Consider the following 15,482-nt stretch of genomic DNA (forward strand, 5'->3'; position numbering starts at 1 on the left):
AACCATTGTGTATACCTGACTGCAGCCACACCCAATGGCAAATGGTGCCAGATAATAGTAATCTCCGGGAGATCACCGAATGCAGCAGCGCTGCCCTGTGATCTCCTGAATAATTATGCTTGTGTTTCTTTCTTTGGGTTGTACAGAATGGCAAATATTTCAAAGATGAAACCTGCCATGACCACTATTGGGCCCAGGGTAATGCCTAAAAAGCCAAAACCATGTGGCTCGCTGTCCATGCTCATAATCACAAATCCTACTATGAGAATGAGGATGCCTACCAGCATCAAAACATAGTTGCCTCTTTTAAAAGGCATAAATTGATTGTTGTTTTCCATATCAGTATAATTCATCAAGCGATAATCTTAAATACTTATTCATGGCCCGCCAGGTGCTGTACCAGCCTACAAAGCCGCCGGCTATAATCAGGGCAGCAAACACAATAACAGAATTGCGCCAGTCGGCCAGCAGATGCAGGTCTTCTATGCGGGTGTAAGCCCATTGCATCAGCGCATAGAGCAGTGCAGAAGCAACAACTCCGGCAAGTACCCCATGCAGAAAAGCCCTTGTTAAAAAAGGTTTACGGATAAAACGGCTGGTAGCACCTACTAATTGCATGCTCCTGATCAGGAAGCGCTGCGAAAACAGTGCCAGTTTAATGGTGTTGTTGATCAGCACAAGTACCACAATCAGCAGCAGGATAGCAAACCCAAGCAGAATCAGCCCGATTTTAGCCAGGTTCTCGTTTACCGACTCTACCAGACTTTTAACATAGGTTACCTCGAAAATTCCTGATGTTTGCTGAATCTCCGACTTGATCATCTCCAGGCTATCGGCCTGGTAGTACTCCGGCTTGAGCTTCATCACATAAGAGTCACGCAGGGGGTTGTCGCCCAGCAGTGCTATTTCCTCATCCGGATTATCTAAGAAACCTTCTGCTGCTTCTTCTTTGCTGATGTAGCGTATCTGCGCCTTGTTGTCTTTGGCAGCAGTGTATCTTTTGGAGGCGAGTGTTTTGCTTATTTTAATACGGTTGGCTTCAGACAAATCTCTGTCCAGGAACACCTGTACCTCCAGGTTTTCCTGTATAATAGCCTGCAGCCGGTTAGCATGGAGCAGGAGCAGGGCAAAAAGCCCTAGTACAAACAGTGCCATACTAATGCTGAAGATTACACTGGCGAAAGGGTAGCTGCCAAGCTTTTTTTTGCGGATTTTTCTGGGTTTCGCGGAATCGGCCATATTTTGCCAGCTTATAGAAATGTTTAGTGGGCAAATTAATGCTTTTGACGCAAAACCAAAAACAGCCGGCTGCTGGCCGGCTGTTCTTTGTGTTTTAGTTGTGCTGGGGATTCATTTTTTGATTTCGCGTAATCTCCAGTTCCTTTATCAGCTTTTCGTTACTAATCTTCTTTAGCCTCACCAGCTTTTGCTGGTCGTTCTTCAGGCCGTAGTAATTCTTCTCAAAGAAAAGATAATACACACGCGATCCTTCAGTGTTGATCTCCAGAATTTCATAAGGCTTGCTCTTGAAATCTCCGTAGATGAAAAGCTTATTATCGTAGAACTGGTAATGGAAATCGTATTTTTCGTGCAGCTGTGCGCTTACCTCAATACTTTGGGTAGAAAACTGACGGTTCTGGGCCAGGGCATCCACCGGGGCCTCGGGCTGGTGATTGGATGCACTTATTTCAGTGTCTTTAAAGTCGCTCAGTACATTGGGTTTCTGTATCTGTATGTTCTGCTGGCTGTCGGTTTTAAGATTGCTGTTCTTAGCCTCAGGCAGCACTGCTTTGTCTTTCCGGCTGATCGGGGCCTTTACATCTGCAATTGCGACTGGGGCTGCAGGTCTTACACTACTTTGTTCCCGTGGCTGGCTGATTTCTGCTTTTTCCACTGTTGTACCTGTGTAGGTAACCGCAGGCATTTCAGGGATGGAGTACGTGTAGGGCTTATCGGTATCGGAGAAGTTAATGATACCAACAGGCAATTCTGTTGCTGCTTCTGGTTCATCACTGCTGCCATAGAAATAAATGGCTGTGCCCATGAGTCCAACCAGTGCAACACCGGCAGCTATTTTAAGGCCGATGGCAGAGCTAAAGCCGCCTGCACCTACCTCTATACTGTTCAGCCTGTTTTTGAGCTCCAGCCGGCGCTCTTCCTGCAGTGCATGCACAATATCCTGCTGAAACAGCATATCTTCCTGCAACTGGCTGTCTGCAGCCAGTTTGGCATCCATTGCTGCCTTTTCATCAGCAGAAAGTTTACCCAACAGGTAATTGTCCAGACGGTCGTTATGGTGTGAGTTTCCGATCATTGCTAATCCATGAAGTCGCTTTTGCTGTACTTACTGCGCACAAGCTCATCGAGCTTCTTCTTACACTTATATTTTTTTGTTTTTGCGGTATCTGTATTGGCAAATCCCAGCTTTTCTGCGATCAGTTCCATAGATAAACCGTCAAAATAGTAATAGGTTAAAACTTTGCGGCAGGTAGATCCCAATTCTGCAACACACTTCCTGATAATTTGTACGCGTTCCTTGCTGTCTTCGCCCAGGTATTCTTCGCTGTCTTTGGCCTCGTGCACAAGCTTGCTTTTACGCTCGAATTCCTTGCGCCAGAGGTTTTGGCAAATACTGTATAGATACGTACTGATTTTAGAAGTAAGTACAAGATTTCCACTGGCAGCTTTTTGCCAGAAAACGATCAGGGCATCCTGAAAAACATCTTTGGCTTCCTGCTCGCCGCCGCCATGACTGATGACGATATGCGTCATCATGCGATAGTGTTTCTTATACAGAAAATCTAACGCCTTTTCATCGCCGCGGGCAATACGCTCCAGAACCTCGCTGTCTTTCATCTAGCTCGCTACTGTGTTAATACGTTTTGTTCTGCAGAAGTAACCACCTTGCTTTGTAAAAAATTAATAAAAACCTACATGAGGTTTTAGTGCATGCCGGCAATTACGAACCCAAAGGTATAACACGTTCCGGTAAAACCCCATACACCTGCTCGCCTGCCTTAGGTTTAATTTTGTAAAATCCTGTGAATTTTCCAAAAGCAGGCAATATGCCGTAATGTAAGCCAAAGTAAAAACAGGGCAGGCTTAGCTGCTGCCGGCCCTGCCCGGATAGCTGTATGGCAGGGTGTACATGCCCGCACAGTGTATAAAGGCTTGTGTTGCTGTTGGCCTCCTCCGGCGGGTGGTGGGTAAGTAAAAATGGGGAAATTTCCATTTTTTCGTCTACCACCTGCAAACAGCTGCCTGCATACAGCTGCCGGGGCAGCACATCGTGGTTACCCCTGATGAGGGTAAAAAGAATATTTTTTTTCTCTTCCATCCATGCTTCAAGCCGGTTCCACTCCTGGTTGAAGCTGCTATGGAACAAATCTCCCAGAAATATTACCTGCAGAGGTTGCCACTGATTCAATAAATTATCGAGCGTATGGAGATCGTGCTCATGAATTTTACCCGAAATAGGAATGCCTGCCTTTCTGAAGTGGGCAGCTTTGCCCAAATGCAGGTCTGCAAGCAGTAATATTTTTTTCTGGGTCCAGAATATGGCCTTTTCCGGCAGTAGTAGTAACTCCTGTCCGGCTATGGTATGAATGGTGGGGCTAATGGATTTTTCCTGCTGCATGACTATCTTATGGAACAACACCGGGTAAAAAGGGGTTCGCAAGCCTGGGTCTAATATTGTAAATAAATGGACTGGTATTTGCAGTATGTTTTTTAATTATTATTTTACTACTCTATAAAAGATCCCCGAATGAAGCACATGATGAAAACGTTGACGGTGGTAGCTGTGATGCTATTGGCTGGCCTTTCTGCCCACGCACAAACCAAAGCAGATGACATTTTAGGAACCTGGTGGAATGCCGAAAAAACTTCTAAAATTGAGGTCTACAAGAATGGAGATAAGTATTTTGGTAAAATTATACACCTGGAAAGCCCCAATGATGAGCAGGGTAAGCCAAGAGTAGATAAAGACAACCCGGATACCAAACTCCGCAACCGTCCGTTAATGGGCCTTGTAATTCTGAAGGGGCTGGAATATGACGGAGATGGTGAATACGAAGATGGTGAGATCTATGATCCCAAGAGCGGCAAAACCTATTCTGCCAATGCAGAGCTTGTGAACAGGAACAAGCTTGATTTACGTGGCTATGTTGGTATATCGCTCATTGGCCGTACCTCCAGCTGGACGCGCGCGCAGTAAAAAGAACAAAGCACTACAAGCATAAACAGGAAAAGCGGCACACAGCCGCTTTTCCTGTTTATAAAAATCCCTGCTTTCCAGCCCACTGCTCCAGCTGCAGCTGCATTTTGGCAATGCGGCTTTCCAGGTCTTCACTGCTGATGTGTTCTCTTAGCCGGTCTACCATAATAGGAAAGGCAAAAGGTGTAGGGCGTGCCGGGCGCAGTAACACAATTTCCTGTGCGTTTATGCGCTGCAAGGCCTTCAAAAACCTGTCCTGCTCTAGTTGTACCTGCAGCACTTCTCTGCTGGCTTGTTCCAGCAGCAGGTTCTGCGGATCGTACTCCTGCAATACATCGTATATGATACTGCTGTTTGCCTGCAGGTGCTTGTTAGAGACCGGCTTACCGGGGTAGCCGGTAAATACAAGCCCGGCTATGGCGGCAATTTCCCTGAACCTTCGGCGGGCCATTTCGGTGCTGTTAATACTTTCCCTTATATCATCGAGCAGGATTTCTGCAGAAAAAAGATCTTCCGAAAGCGCTTCTTCCAGTGGTATGGGCGTGTCTGACAGGAGCTCAAAGCCATAGTCGTTCATGGCCAGGCTAAAGGATAGGGGCTGCAGGCGGCTGATCCTATAGGCAGTGAGTGCCGCCAGCAATTCATGCACATTACGGCCCTCGAAAGGATAAAAAACAGCATGGTAGCCATCCGGACTCCTGAAGCTTTCAATCAGCAGCTGGTGTAATTGGGGGATGCCGGAGAGCCTGCTCTGCAGGCCCAGGATGGGTTCTACGGCAAGTACTTCCGGTTCTGTGTTCAGGCCGTTAGCGGCTTCGGAAATAACTTCCCTGATCAGGCTGCTCATGGTAGAGGATAGGGATAAACGGCTGCCCGACCAGCGTGGCACCACTCCCTTTTTGCTTTTGCTGCGGCGCACCAGCACCGTCATGTCTTTGATCTGCTCAAACTGCAGAGCCCGACCGGCAAACCAGAATACATCACCCTTCTTCAGCCTTGAGATAAAGCTCTCTTCAATCTGGCCAATGTAACCCCCACTTATAAACTTTATGCGCAGGGTAGGGTCGCTTACAATGGTGCCCATGGAAAGCCGGTGCCTTAAAGCTATGCGCTTGCTGGGTACCCGGTAGTAGCCTTCCTCATCTTTTGCTACTTTGTTGTACTCTTCATACTGATCGAGGGTGCTGCCACCGCTGGTTACAAACTCCAGCGCCCACCGCCATTCTTCCTGGTTTAAGGTGCTGTAGCTCCAGCTGGCTTTCACCTCCTCATAGAGCTCATCTTCCCGAAAGCCTTCTCCCACCGCCATGGTTACTAAATATTGTACCAGCACATCCATTGGCTTTTGCAGGGGTACCCGGCTTTCGCAGTGTGCAGTGGCAAGCGCTTTTTTTAAGGCTGCAGCCTCCAGCAACTCTAGCCCGTTGGTGGGTAAGAAATGTATTTTACTGGTGGCGCCCGGCTGATGGCCACTGCGGCCCGCCCGCTGCATAAATCGGGCTATGCCTTTGGGGCTGCCTACCTGTATTACTGTTTGTACCGGCTTAAAGTCTACACCAAGGTCAAGGCTGGAGGTGCATATCACCAGCTTCAGGCGGCCACTATGCAGGGCATCTTCTACCCAGTCGCGCACCTCGCGGTCAAGGGAACCGTGGTGCAGGGCAACAAGGCCAGCCATTTGTGGTGCATATTCCATCAGCTTCTGGTACCAGAGCTCTGTTTGGGCACGTGTGTTGGTAAAGAGTAGGGTAGAGGTACTGTTTTCGATGATGGGCAGGATGTAGGGGAGCAGCTTTAAGCCCATATGCCCGGCCCAGGGCAGTGATTCTACCTCTTCCGGAATGATGGATGCAATCTCTATCTTTTTATCTACCTGTGCCCTTACCAGTTTGGCTTGCTTTGCCTCCTGCTTACCCACCAGAATTTCCATGGCTTCCTGCAGGTTGCCAATGGTGGCACTAATGCCCCAGGTTTTGGGCTGCAGGCTGTTTATTTTGCGCAGCCGGGTAATGGCCAGTTCTGTTTGTACACCCCGCTTGCTGCCCAGCAGCTCGTGCCACTCATCTACCACCAGGCAGCGAAAGCGCTTAAAGAGCTGGCTGCTGGTCTTCTGGCTTAGGAGCAGGTGCAGGCTTTCTGGGGTGGTAATGATACACTCCTGACTGCTGCGGAGCTGTTTCTGGCGCTCGCTGCTGCTGGTATCTCCTGTTCGTAACGATACCTTCCAGCTCATGCCCAGCTCATCCACCACCTGCTGCATGGCCAGCTGCAAATCACGGGCAAGGGCACGCAGCGGTGTTATCCATACAAGCTGTAGTCCGCCAGGGCGTTTGCTTTGCCAGTTGTCGGGGTTTTCATTTATCCACTCCAGCAGCAGGGCCCACCAGAGGGCATAGGTTTTGCCGCTGCCGGTGGGTGCATTCAGCAAACCACTTTGCCCCTGCAGGTAGGCTGTCCACACCTCTTCCTGGAAGGGAAAGGGCTGCCAGCCCCGGCTTTTGAACCAGCTTTGGGCGACCCTTAGATCAGGAACTGTAGAACTGTTTATTATTGATTTCAAGTCTGTATTGCTATCAGCTGCCGTAAATATTTAACATGTCCTGCAGGTCCCGGAGGGTATTGGCATCCTGGGCTTTTTTGTCGAGCCGCCAGCGTAAGATCCTGGGAAAGCGGATGGCAACACCAGATTTGTGACGGCTGCTCTTTTGAATGCCTTCAAAGGCAATTTCAAAAACCAGCTCTGGACTAACCGTTCGAACAGGCCCAAAGCGTTCACGGGTATTGCGTTTTACAAAGTTATCAACCCTGCGTATTTCTGCATCGCTTAATCCGGAGTAGGCTTTTGCAAAGGGCACCAGCTGTTTTTCCTCCTCATCCCATACGGCAAAAGTGTAGTCGGTATAAAGATCTGCCCTGCGGCCACTGCCTTTCTGGGCATATACCAGCACGCCATCTATCGTCAGCGGGTCTATCTTCCATTTCCACCAGTCGCCGCGTTTGCGGCCTACGCCATAGGCAGAGTCTTTCTTTTTGAGCATCAGACCCTCGGCCATAAGGGAACGGCTACTGTTGCGGGCCTCCTGCAGTTCTTCCCATGCATTGAAATCTACTACGGCAGAAAGCTCCAGCAGGGTAGGAGCGGTGGTTTGCTGAACAAGCTGCTCCAGTGCCTGCCTGCGTTGCTCCAGGGGCCACTGCCTTATGTCTTCACCTTTTAGCTCCAGCAGGTCGTAGGCATAGATACGAACAGGTGTTTCACTGAGCTGCTTGCGGCTTACGATCTTGCGGCCAATCCGGGTCTGCAGGGCAGCAAAAGGCATAACGGTACCCTCTTTCACGGGCAGCAGCTCACCATCGATCACGCAATCATAAGGGAGGTGTTCCTGAAGGCTGAGTAGTTCAGGGTATTTATCAGTTACCAGCTCCTCGCCCCTTGACCAGATGTAGAGCTCTCCCTGCCGGTAAATGAGCTGTGAGCGTATGCCGTCCCACTTCCACTCTGCCTGCCACTCATGGGGATCCCCCAGGCTATGGGGGCCTGTCTCCAGGGCGTGTGCCAGGTAAAAAGGATAGGGCCTGCTTAAGCGGTCTCCGGCATCTTCTTCACCAAACAGGGCATCATAATCAGTGGTAAGAGGATCCCAGTTGCCCATAAGCCGGTGTGCAGCCACGGCAGGGTCCATCTCCTGCACCTCTGCAACAGCTCTTACCATCAGGTTCTGGCTGATGCCAATGCGAAAGGAGCCCGACATTAGTTTGTTAAAAACAAAGCGCTCTACCTTATCCATGCCATCCCAGGCTTCCAGGATGGCTGCTTTTTTATCTGCTTCTTCCAGCGGATGCAGGTTGCGCAGAAAATCCATCCAGTAGGCCAGGGGCTGATCGTGCTGGTGCTGTGGCGGGGGCAGGAGCAGGGCAATGGTTTCGGAAAGGTCTCCTACCACATGGTAGCTTTCTTCGAACAGCCAGAGGGGCAGGTTAGCTGCCTCTGCAGCCCAGTGGCGAAGCAGCGTGCTGTTTACTGGTCTGCGCGGACGCTTACCCGTAAAAAGGGCCAGGGCCCAGAGAATATCTTTTGGTGGGGCTGCAGCCAGGTACTCCTTCAGGATGAAGAGCTTTTCGTTCGTTTTGTTCGTTTGATCGAGCTGTGCAAAAAGATGGGCAAACTGTCTCAAGTTTTTACAATAGAACCAGCACCAAAGCGCTTTGTTTACGCATCTACTGCCAGGCAGCTCTTTACAATGGGAATGGTGTCTGAAATAAAAAAAGGCTTCCTGTAGAGAAGCCTTTTTGGGGTGAAGTTAATTTTTAGAGTTGCATTGTTTCTGATGGTTCAGCAGTTTGGAATATTTCTGCTTTTACCGGAGTAATGCTATCTGTTGGCTTATCCAGGATTTTCTCGATCCGAACATCCAGCTCGCCTTCCGGGTGTGGAGGGGTTGGCTCGTGCGGATCCTGTACTGAAATGTGTGGTGCAATGATAAGCGCTACAATAGACATCAGTTTAATGAGGATGTTCATGGAAGGACCGGAAGTGTCTTTGAAGGGGTCACCCACCGTATCGCCGGTTACCGAAGCTTTGTGAGGAGCAGAACCTTTATACTCCATCACACCATTGATCATGACGCCTTTCTCAAAAGACTTCTTGGCGTTATCCCAGGCACCGCCGGCATTGTTCTGGAAAATACCCATCAGTACACCGCTTACGGTTACCCCTGCCAGCAGACCACCTAAAATCTCGGCAGAGCTGGTGTCTGTAAATACTCCTTTAAAACCAAAACCAACCAGAACAGGTACGGTCAGGGCAATGGCCCCGGGTAAAATCATTTCGCGAATAGATGCTTTTGTAGAGATCTCCACGCACTTTTCATACTCTGGCTTGGCCTTGTATTCCATTATGCCCGGAATATCGCGGAACTGGCGGCGTACTTCATTCACCATGTCCATGGCAGCACGGCCTACGGCGGCAATACAAAGAGAGGAGAAAATGAATGGAATCATGGCGCCAATAAATAATGCGCCTAATACCGGTGCTTTGTAAATATCAATTGTATTGATACCCGCTATGCCTACAAAGGCTGCAAAAAGGGCAAGAGCTGTTAGAGCAGCAGAGGCAATGGCAAAACCTTTGCCGGTTGCAGCGGTGGTGTTACCTACGGCATCCAGTACATCGGTACGGCCGCGCACTTCTTCTGGCAGTCCACTCATTTCTGCAATACCACCAGCGTTGTCTGCAATAGGGCCAAAGGCATCAATGGCCAGCTGCATGGCAGTGGTTGCCATCATGCCGGCAGCGGCTATGGCCACACCATATAAACCTGCAAAAGAGTAAGAAATTACAATACCTGCCGCAAGAACAATAATGGGCAGTACGGTAGATTCCATGCCTACAGACAAACCGCCAATGATGTTTGTGGCATGACCGGTGCTGGATTGCTGTACGATTGAATTTACCGGGCGTTTGCCAATGGCTGTGTAATATTCGGTAATAATGCTCATAAGGGCACCTACCACCAGGCCTACCACAATGGCCCAGAATACGTCGGAATCTGTAAATTCAAAGGTTCTGATTACCATAATATCCGGGAGCAACCAGGATACCAGGAAATAGGAAGCAATGGCGGTTAGTATAATGGACGACCAGTTGCCCAGGTTAAGGGCATTTTGAACATTGCCGTTATCGTTGCTGATTCGTACAAAGAAGGTACCGATGATGGAGAATATAAGCCCTAAGCCAGCGATGAGCATAGGGAGCAGGATTGGTGCAATGCCACCAAAATTGTCATCAGAAACAATCTCGCGGCCCAGCACCATGGTGGCCAGGATGGTGGCTACATAAGAGCCGAAAAGGTCGGCGCCCATACCGGCTACGTCACCTACGTTATCGCCTACGTTGTCAGCAATAGTGGCAGGGTTGCGTACGTCGTCTTCAGGAATACCAGCCTCTACCTTACCAACCAGGTCGGCACCTACGTCGGCAGCCTTGGTATATATACCACCACCTACACGGGCAAAAAGGGCAATGCTTTCGGCACCCAGAGAGAAGCCGGCCAGCACCTCAAGTGCTTTTTCCATATCCAGTCCATTCACTTCGCCAGTGGGACCCACATACATGTAGAAGAATACAATGAACAGGCTGCCAATACCAAGCACTGCCAGTCCGGCCACCCCAAGGCCCATAACGGTACCGCCGGTAAAGCTTACTTTGAGGGCATGTGCCAGGCTGGTACGTGCTGCCTGCGTGGTGCGCACATTGGCTTTTGTGGCAATGTTCATGCCCAGGTAGCCAGCAAAAGCAGAAAGTACAGCGCCAATTAAGAATGAAATGGCAATTACAGGGCTGGAATTTTCCACCAGGGTACCAGACCAGGCAAGTAGTATTGCAGCAATAATGGCAAAGTAGGAGAGTACCTTCCATTCTGCTCTTAGAAATGCCATAGCGCCACGGGCAATATAGCCGGCAAGTTCCTGCATTTTCGCATCGCCTGCGTCCTGCTTGCTTACCCAGCTCGATTTGATGGCCATGACGATCAATCCGATAATCCCTAGAAAGGGAACTATATAGACGACTTTGCTCATATAGTAGAGATTTGGTTAAAAGTTAGCTCTATAAAGTTTTTAGCCTTTGTGATCTTCGGAAATTAATATGTGTTTTTCACAGGCCTGCTGCCATATGATTATTGAATGGGAATGGTTAAACTTTAGCTGACAATCAGGCAGCAGAAGAAAGCAAAAAGCCCGCTTAAGAACGATTTGCCGCCTTTCCCAGATACTTAAGGCATTACAATTTAAAGGAAATAGTGAATCTATCGCAGAATGCTTACCGAAAGATTATGAATTAAGCACAGAAAATTTTCACTGTAGCTGTTAGCGCTCTCCAGGTGTGAAGTGTTGTGTTAAGGCTTGTAAGGATAAGTACAGGACAATCAGTATGTTATGGAGTACTGCTGTGTCTTTTGCCCGAGTTTTCTAACCACAGGATCTTGCGATAGTATTCATCAGACACAGCCTGAATGATTTCTGCTGGCTCGAACAATCAGTTCTTTAAAGTAGCACTACAGTTCGGTCTCGCTACTGATTTCTTCTGCCTCTTCGTTGATTTCTCCGAGCTCACCGCTGTAGAGTGTGTGTACTTCGCGGGCATCGTACCCCAGGGTTTGCAGCCAGCGGCTAAAGCCAGCGGTATAGCCATGTGTTACCAGCACACGCTCGGCGCCGGTTTGTTTAATGGCGGTATTAAGCCCCTGCCAGTCGGCATGGTCGGAGAGCACAAAGCCCCTGTCTACGGCACGCCGCCTTTTGGCGCCGCGCAGGTTCATCCAGCCGGAGGCTATGGCAGTTCTTAGGGGCTTCAGTTTGTTCATCCATGGGGTGTTGAGAGCCGAGGGCGGGGCAATAACGAGGCTGCCGCTAATGCTGCTTTTCTCTGTTTCGCGGCTAAGGCGTTCGTAAGGAGGGAGCTGAAGTCCGTCTTTTTTCAGGGCTTCACAGACATTATATACAGCACCGTGCAGTAAAATTGGGCCTATGCGCTCATCAACATTGGCAAGTAGGCGCTGTGCCTTGCCCAAAGAATAGCCACAGAGCAGGGAGGTAAGCCCCTGCTCCCTGTTTTGCTGCCACCATTCGTTTATTTCCTGGAAAATTTCCTGCTGCGGACGCCAGTTGTAGATGGGCAAACCAAAGGTACTCTCTGTTATAAAGGTATGGCAGGGCACCGGCTCAAAAGGAGTGCAGGTTTTATCAGTTTCTGTTTTATAATCTCCGGAGGTAACCCATACCTCTCCCTCATACTCTAGCCGGATTTGGGCAGAGCCGGTAATATGGCCTGCTGGATGAAAGCTTATGTGAACACCGTTGATGTTGATGTTTTCTCCATAGGCAACGGTTTGTAGGTTAATATCCTGCCCCAGCCGCAGCCTTAGCACCTGTTCTGACTGCCGGTGTGCCAGGTAAAATTTATTACCCATGCGGGCATGGTCACCATGCGCATGGGTAATCAGGGCCCTGGCTACAGGTTTCCACGGATCGATGTACACATCGGCCTGTGGACAATAAATGCCACAGTCGTTTATTTCCAGCAGGTTTTTATTACTCATAGAGGTTAAACCTCTGTAGATAGCTGAGGTTTGAGCAGCCTGGGGATATTTGCTGGTTTGGCGTAGGTAAGTCGGGCTACTTTTTTTGTGCTGTGGTAGGAGTCCAGTCCTGAACAGGTAAGAGAGCCTGCTTCTTCCAGGTCAACAAAACCATCGGCGCCCAGGCAGTTTTCAGGTACCCATATTTCTTCAATGGCACCAATCACCAGCACAGTTTTATTGATTGCCAGGGTTTGCGTTTCTGCAAGCTGCAGACCAATCCTGATGTTAGCTTCGGCAACATAGGGGGCTTTCATGCCTTTGCTGTACCAGGGTGTTAACCTGCAGGCATGAAACTCGGAGTGATCCCAGCGGGCGCTGGTGTGGTGTGCCTGGTAAAGAAAATCCTGGCGGATATGGTTAATGGTAAAGTAGCCGGTTTCTTCCATGTTCATAAGCGTGTGCCTGGGAGTAGTCTGTGGCCTTACCAGTACTCCTATGAGTGCGGGGTCTGCACCCAGGTGAAAGATCTGGCTGAACACGGCCAGGTTTGTAATACCGGAACGGTTGATGGTGCCCACCAGGCTTACACTTTTGAATCCTGTAATGCTGTTAATCAGGTTTCTGCGGTAGCCTTGTTCCAGATTTGGTAAGTCAGCTGCAATAATATGTTCCATATAAAAACAATTACGCCTCTTTTGTTTATTTAATCATACACAATGTAAAACAAAATTGCTCACATAATCTAACTATTGCAGTATAAAGATTAAGATCGAACCCTTTTTTGTATACATGTGAGAGTACTATAACACCCAACAGCAGCTATGGTTATGACAAAATAAAAAGACCGGCTCAACACCGGTCTCCAATTCGTTTTATCATCTCAGAATTACTTCCCTATATATTTCAGGAATTCTGCTTTTACAGCTTCTTCCTTGAATTTGCCCAGGAACTGACTGGTAACGGTACGGCTGGTTTCATCCTGAATACCACGCATGCTCACACAAAGGTGTGCAGCATCCATTACCACAGCTACATCTTCAGTTTGCAGGGCTTCGGCTAACTCCTGTGCTATTTGCACGGTGAGTCTTTCCTGTACCTGTGGGCGTTTGGAATAGTACTGAACAATGCGGTTGATTTTTGATAAACCAATAACTTTACCGCTGGAAATGTAAGCAACATGCGCCTTGCCTATGATGGGTACAAAGTGGTGTTCACAGCTGCTGTAGAAGGTAATATCTTTTTCTACCAGCATCTGGTTGTACTGGTATTTATTATCAAAGAGGCGAACATCTGGCTTGTTGGCAGGGTTCAGGCCGCTGAATATTTCCTTTATATACATTTTTGCCACCCGCTCCGGTGTGCCGGCCAGGCTGTCATCATTCAGGTCAAGCCCAATGATGTGCATAATCTCCCGGAAATGCTTGGCTATCAGTTCGGTTTTCAGCTCGTCGTCCAGGGCAAATGCGTCGGGGCGCATAGGAGTTTCTGCCGAAGAAGCTACATGATCATCGCCCATTTCGTGTATGTGCATGCCTTTCTCAGGCTGGATATTCAACAATGTTTCTTTCGGTTTCATAGAGCGTTACCTTTAACTCGTAATGCGACTCAATCTGATCGCGCAGTAATTTCCAGATCACCACTGCAATGTTCTCGGCAGTTGGGTTCATGTCTTTGAATTCCTGCACATCCAGATTCAGGTTTCGGTGATCAAACTTTCTGATCACATGCTCCTGTATCAGGTCGCTTAATTTTTTCATGTCGTACACATATCCGGTAGCCGGGTTTATATCACCCACCAATCTTACCAGCAGCTCGTAGTTATGGCCGTGGTAATTGGGATTGCTGCACTTGCCAAACACCTGGCTGTTTTTCTCCTCTGACCATTCTCTGTTAAAGAGGCGATGGGCAGCATTGAAATGTTCCTTGCGGATGATGGCCGCTTTCATGCTGTGTGTTTAATAGTTATTCAATAAAGCTAAACAATATTAGCTATTTAATACCACATCAATAGCAAAATTAGCCAAAATTTAGTTCGGTGTGGTCCCGAATAAATATGCAGGAATGGCAGTTTAAAACGAACACTTCTATAAACCGATCATATTCAGCTTAAACCACTCATCAAAACTTTAAAAAATATTGACTTTTCGCTGTAATCTTTTGGGTACATCTAGCATCTATATAACAAAGACGCACAAACGATGCGCAACCAAGACAAACAGAAATTAAAATAAAAGCAGAATCTAAAACTCAAAAACTATGAAAGCTCAAATCCTAACCCTCGCTTTTTCACTCATGTGTTTATTACCAGGCGTATCTTCAGCAACTGGCGAACCACACAACACCGACACCCTTACAGCTATTTCCGGCGGTGATCCCACTGCTGTGGAAGAAGTAGATTTTTCAGTAGATGAGCACTTTGTTTTCCAGGAAAAAGTGTACATCCATATTTACGACCAACAGGATAAACCAGTGGTGAGCGGGTCTTTTACAAGCCAGGATCTTAAAGAAAACAAGGCGCTGAAAGACCTGTTACGCAAGAGCACTCGTTTTATGACTGTAAACAGAAATTACTACTATTTCCTGAATGAAGGCTGATGCTCCTTCCGGCAAAGGTGGTTTCTTCAGGCAGAAGCTTGATCTTTATAGAGTTTCTGTAAATACATTGCCTCTTCATTTTTCAATATAAAAAAAAGGGTAAGCTGCTGGCTTACCCTTTTTTCATAAGCCAGTATTATTCACTAGCAATATTCTTCGAATACCTGCACCAGGTGCTGGGCAATCATTTCGGCATTGCGGCCTTCTATGTGGTGGCGCTCAATAAAGTGCACCAGTTCACCATCTTTAAACAGGGCAATGGAAGGCGAAGAAGGAGGGTAGGGCAGCGTGTACTCACGTGCTCTGGCAGTAGCTTCCTTGTCTACACCAGCAAATACTGTAGCCAGGTTATCAGGCTTTTTAGCGCTTAGGGCTACAGCTTTTTTAACTCCGGGGCGGGCAGCACCAGCGGCACAGCCACAAACAGAATTGATCACCAACAGGGTGGTTCCTTCTTCTTTCTCAAGCAGGTTTTCTACTTCTTCCGGATTGCGTAATTCTTCAAACCCAACACCAGTCAGGTCTGTACGCATAGGGGCAACTAAATGTTCTGGGTACATATGGTTAATGTGTAAGATTTTTAGATGTGA

15 protein-coding genes are annotated in these 15,482 nt (G+C 48.2%); 2 read left to right on the plus strand and 13 right to left on the minus strand.

Annotated elements, in window-relative coordinates:
- Positions 1–113 precede the first annotated feature (113 nt).
- From KWJ01_RS01850 to pdeM, 5 genes are all read right to left on the minus strand, one after another.
- Positions 114–338, minus strand: a complete 225-nt coding sequence (locus KWJ01_RS01850) for a DUF3098 domain-containing protein (protein ID WP_224994568.1) — start codon at positions 336–338, stop codon at positions 114–116.
- A gap of 1 nt (position 339) precedes the next feature.
- Positions 340–1,239, minus strand: coding sequence for an ABC transporter permease (locus KWJ01_RS01855; RefSeq protein WP_224994569.1), 900 nt, complete (start codon positions 1,237–1,239; stop codon positions 340–342).
- A gap of 94 nt (positions 1,240–1,333) precedes the next feature.
- Positions 1,334–2,314, minus strand: coding sequence for a hypothetical protein (locus KWJ01_RS01860; protein ID WP_224994570.1), 981 nt, complete (start codon positions 2,312–2,314; stop codon positions 1,334–1,336).
- A 2-nt stretch (positions 2,315–2,316) separates the two neighbouring features.
- On the minus strand, positions 2,317–2,856 hold the full coding sequence (locus KWJ01_RS01865) for an RNA polymerase sigma factor (RefSeq protein ID WP_224994571.1): 540 nt from the start codon (positions 2,854–2,856) through the stop codon (positions 2,317–2,319).
- Positions 2,857–2,959: 103 nt separating this feature from the next.
- A complete protein-coding gene (pdeM, locus tag KWJ01_RS01870) occupies positions 2,960–3,637 on the minus strand; it encodes a ligase-associated DNA damage response endonuclease PdeM (protein WP_224994572.1) in 678 nt (225 codons plus the stop codon).
- 138 nt (positions 3,638–3,775) lie between these two features.
- Here pdeM and KWJ01_RS01875 point away from each other — a divergent pair, with 138 nt between their 5' ends.
- The gene (locus KWJ01_RS01875) at positions 3,776–4,216 is read left to right on the plus strand and encodes a DUF2147 domain-containing protein (RefSeq protein WP_224994573.1); all 441 of its coding nucleotides are present in this window, start codon (positions 3,776–3,778) and stop codon (positions 4,214–4,216) included.
- 58 nt (positions 4,217–4,274) lie between these two features.
- Here the strand turns inward: KWJ01_RS01875 and KWJ01_RS01880 are convergent, their stop codons facing one another.
- The 7 genes from KWJ01_RS01880 to KWJ01_RS01910 all read right to left on the minus strand — a co-directional run bounded on the left by KWJ01_RS01880 (position 4,275) and on the right by KWJ01_RS01910 (position 14,243).
- A complete protein-coding gene (locus tag KWJ01_RS01880; protein WP_224994574.1) occupies positions 4,275–6,776 on the minus strand; it encodes a ligase-associated DNA damage response DEXH box helicase in 2,502 nt (833 codons plus the stop codon).
- Between the two features lie 13 nt (positions 6,777–6,789).
- Positions 6,790–8,391, minus strand: coding sequence for an ATP-dependent DNA ligase (locus KWJ01_RS01885; RefSeq protein ID WP_224994575.1), 1,602 nt, complete (start codon positions 8,389–8,391; stop codon positions 6,790–6,792).
- A gap of 133 nt (positions 8,392–8,524) precedes the next feature.
- Entirely contained in the window at positions 8,525–10,795 is a 2,271-nt protein-coding gene (locus KWJ01_RS01890) for a sodium-translocating pyrophosphatase (protein WP_224994576.1), read from the minus strand.
- 476 nt (positions 10,796–11,271) lie between these two features.
- Complete coding sequence (locus KWJ01_RS01895; RefSeq protein ID WP_224994577.1) at positions 11,272–12,315, minus strand: ligase-associated DNA damage response exonuclease; 1,044 nt, start codon at positions 12,313–12,315, stop codon at positions 11,272–11,274.
- Positions 12,316–12,320: 5 nt separating this feature from the next.
- Positions 12,321–12,971 (minus strand): flavin reductase family protein, encoded by a 651-nt coding sequence (locus KWJ01_RS01900; RefSeq protein WP_224994578.1) that lies wholly within the window; start codon positions 12,969–12,971, stop codon positions 12,321–12,323.
- A 212-nt stretch (positions 12,972–13,183) separates the two neighbouring features.
- Positions 13,184–13,873, minus strand: coding sequence for a GTP cyclohydrolase I FolE (gene folE, locus KWJ01_RS01905; protein WP_224994579.1), 690 nt, complete (start codon positions 13,871–13,873; stop codon positions 13,184–13,186).
- On the minus strand, positions 13,836–14,243 hold the full coding sequence (locus KWJ01_RS01910) for a 6-carboxytetrahydropterin synthase (protein ID WP_224994580.1): 408 nt from the start codon (positions 14,241–14,243) through the stop codon (positions 13,836–13,838). The genes folE and KWJ01_RS01910 overlap by 38 nt, the downstream gene beginning before the upstream one ends.
- A gap of 310 nt (positions 14,244–14,553) precedes the next feature.
- Here KWJ01_RS01910 and KWJ01_RS01915 point away from each other — a divergent pair, with 310 nt between their 5' ends.
- Entirely contained in the window at positions 14,554–14,892 is a 339-nt protein-coding gene (locus tag KWJ01_RS01915; RefSeq protein ID WP_224994581.1) for a hypothetical protein, read from the plus strand.
- A gap of 143 nt (positions 14,893–15,035) precedes the next feature.
- Here KWJ01_RS01915 and KWJ01_RS01920 read toward each other — a convergent pair whose 3' ends face one another.
- Positions 15,036–15,452 (minus strand): BrxA/BrxB family bacilliredoxin, encoded by a 417-nt coding sequence (locus tag KWJ01_RS01920; RefSeq protein ID WP_224994582.1) that lies wholly within the window; start codon positions 15,450–15,452, stop codon positions 15,036–15,038.
- Between the last annotated feature and the right edge of the window lie 30 nt (positions 15,453–15,482).

The sequence above is a fragment of the Cesiribacter sp. SM1 genome, assembly GCF_020178975.1.
Classification (GTDB): Bacteria; Bacteroidota; Bacteroidia; order Cytophagales; family Cyclobacteriaceae; genus Cesiribacter.

Bases quoted from the DNA above. Each gene is read 5' to 3' on its own strand.
- KWJ01_RS01920 (WP_224994582.1), bottom strand. From the start codon at position 15,452: ATGTACCCAGAACATTTAGTTGCCCCTATGCGTACAGACCTGACTGGT.
- KWJ01_RS01865 (WP_224994571.1), bottom strand. From the start codon at position 2,856: ATGAAAGACAGCGAGGTTCTGGAGCGTATTGCCCGCGGCGATGAAAAG.
- KWJ01_RS01875 (WP_224994573.1), top strand. From the start codon at position 3,776: ATGATGAAAACGTTGACGGTGGTAGCTGTGATGCTATTGGCTGGCCTT.
- KWJ01_RS01855 (WP_224994569.1), bottom strand. From the start codon at position 1,239: ATGGCCGATTCCGCGAAACCCAGAAAAATCCGCAAAAAAAAGCTTGGC.
- KWJ01_RS01915 (WP_224994581.1), top strand. From the start codon at position 14,554: ATGAAAGCTCAAATCCTAACCCTCGCTTTTTCACTCATGTGTTTATTA.
- KWJ01_RS01890 (WP_224994576.1), bottom strand. From the start codon at position 10,795: ATGAGCAAAGTCGTCTATATAGTTCCCTTTCTAGGGATTATCGGATTG.
- KWJ01_RS01900 (WP_224994578.1), bottom strand. From the start codon at position 12,971: ATGGAACATATTATTGCAGCTGACTTACCAAATCTGGAACAAGGCTAC.
- KWJ01_RS01895 (WP_224994577.1), bottom strand. From the start codon at position 12,315: ATGAGTAATAAAAACCTGCTGGAAATAAACGACTGTGGCATTTATTGT.
- KWJ01_RS01850 (WP_224994568.1), bottom strand. From the start codon at position 338: ATGGAAAACAACAATCAATTTATGCCTTTTAAAAGAGGCAACTATGTT.
- KWJ01_RS01910 (WP_224994580.1), bottom strand. From the start codon at position 14,243: ATGAAAGCGGCCATCATCCGCAAGGAACATTTCAATGCTGCCCATCGC.
- pdeM (WP_224994572.1), bottom strand. From the start codon at position 3,637: ATGCAGCAGGAAAAATCCATTAGCCCCACCATTCATACCATAGCCGGA.
- folE (WP_224994579.1), bottom strand. From the start codon at position 13,873: ATGAAACCGAAAGAAACATTGTTGAATATCCAGCCTGAGAAAGGCATG.
- KWJ01_RS01860 (WP_224994570.1), bottom strand. From the start codon at position 2,314: ATGATCGGAAACTCACACCATAACGACCGTCTGGACAATTACCTGTTG.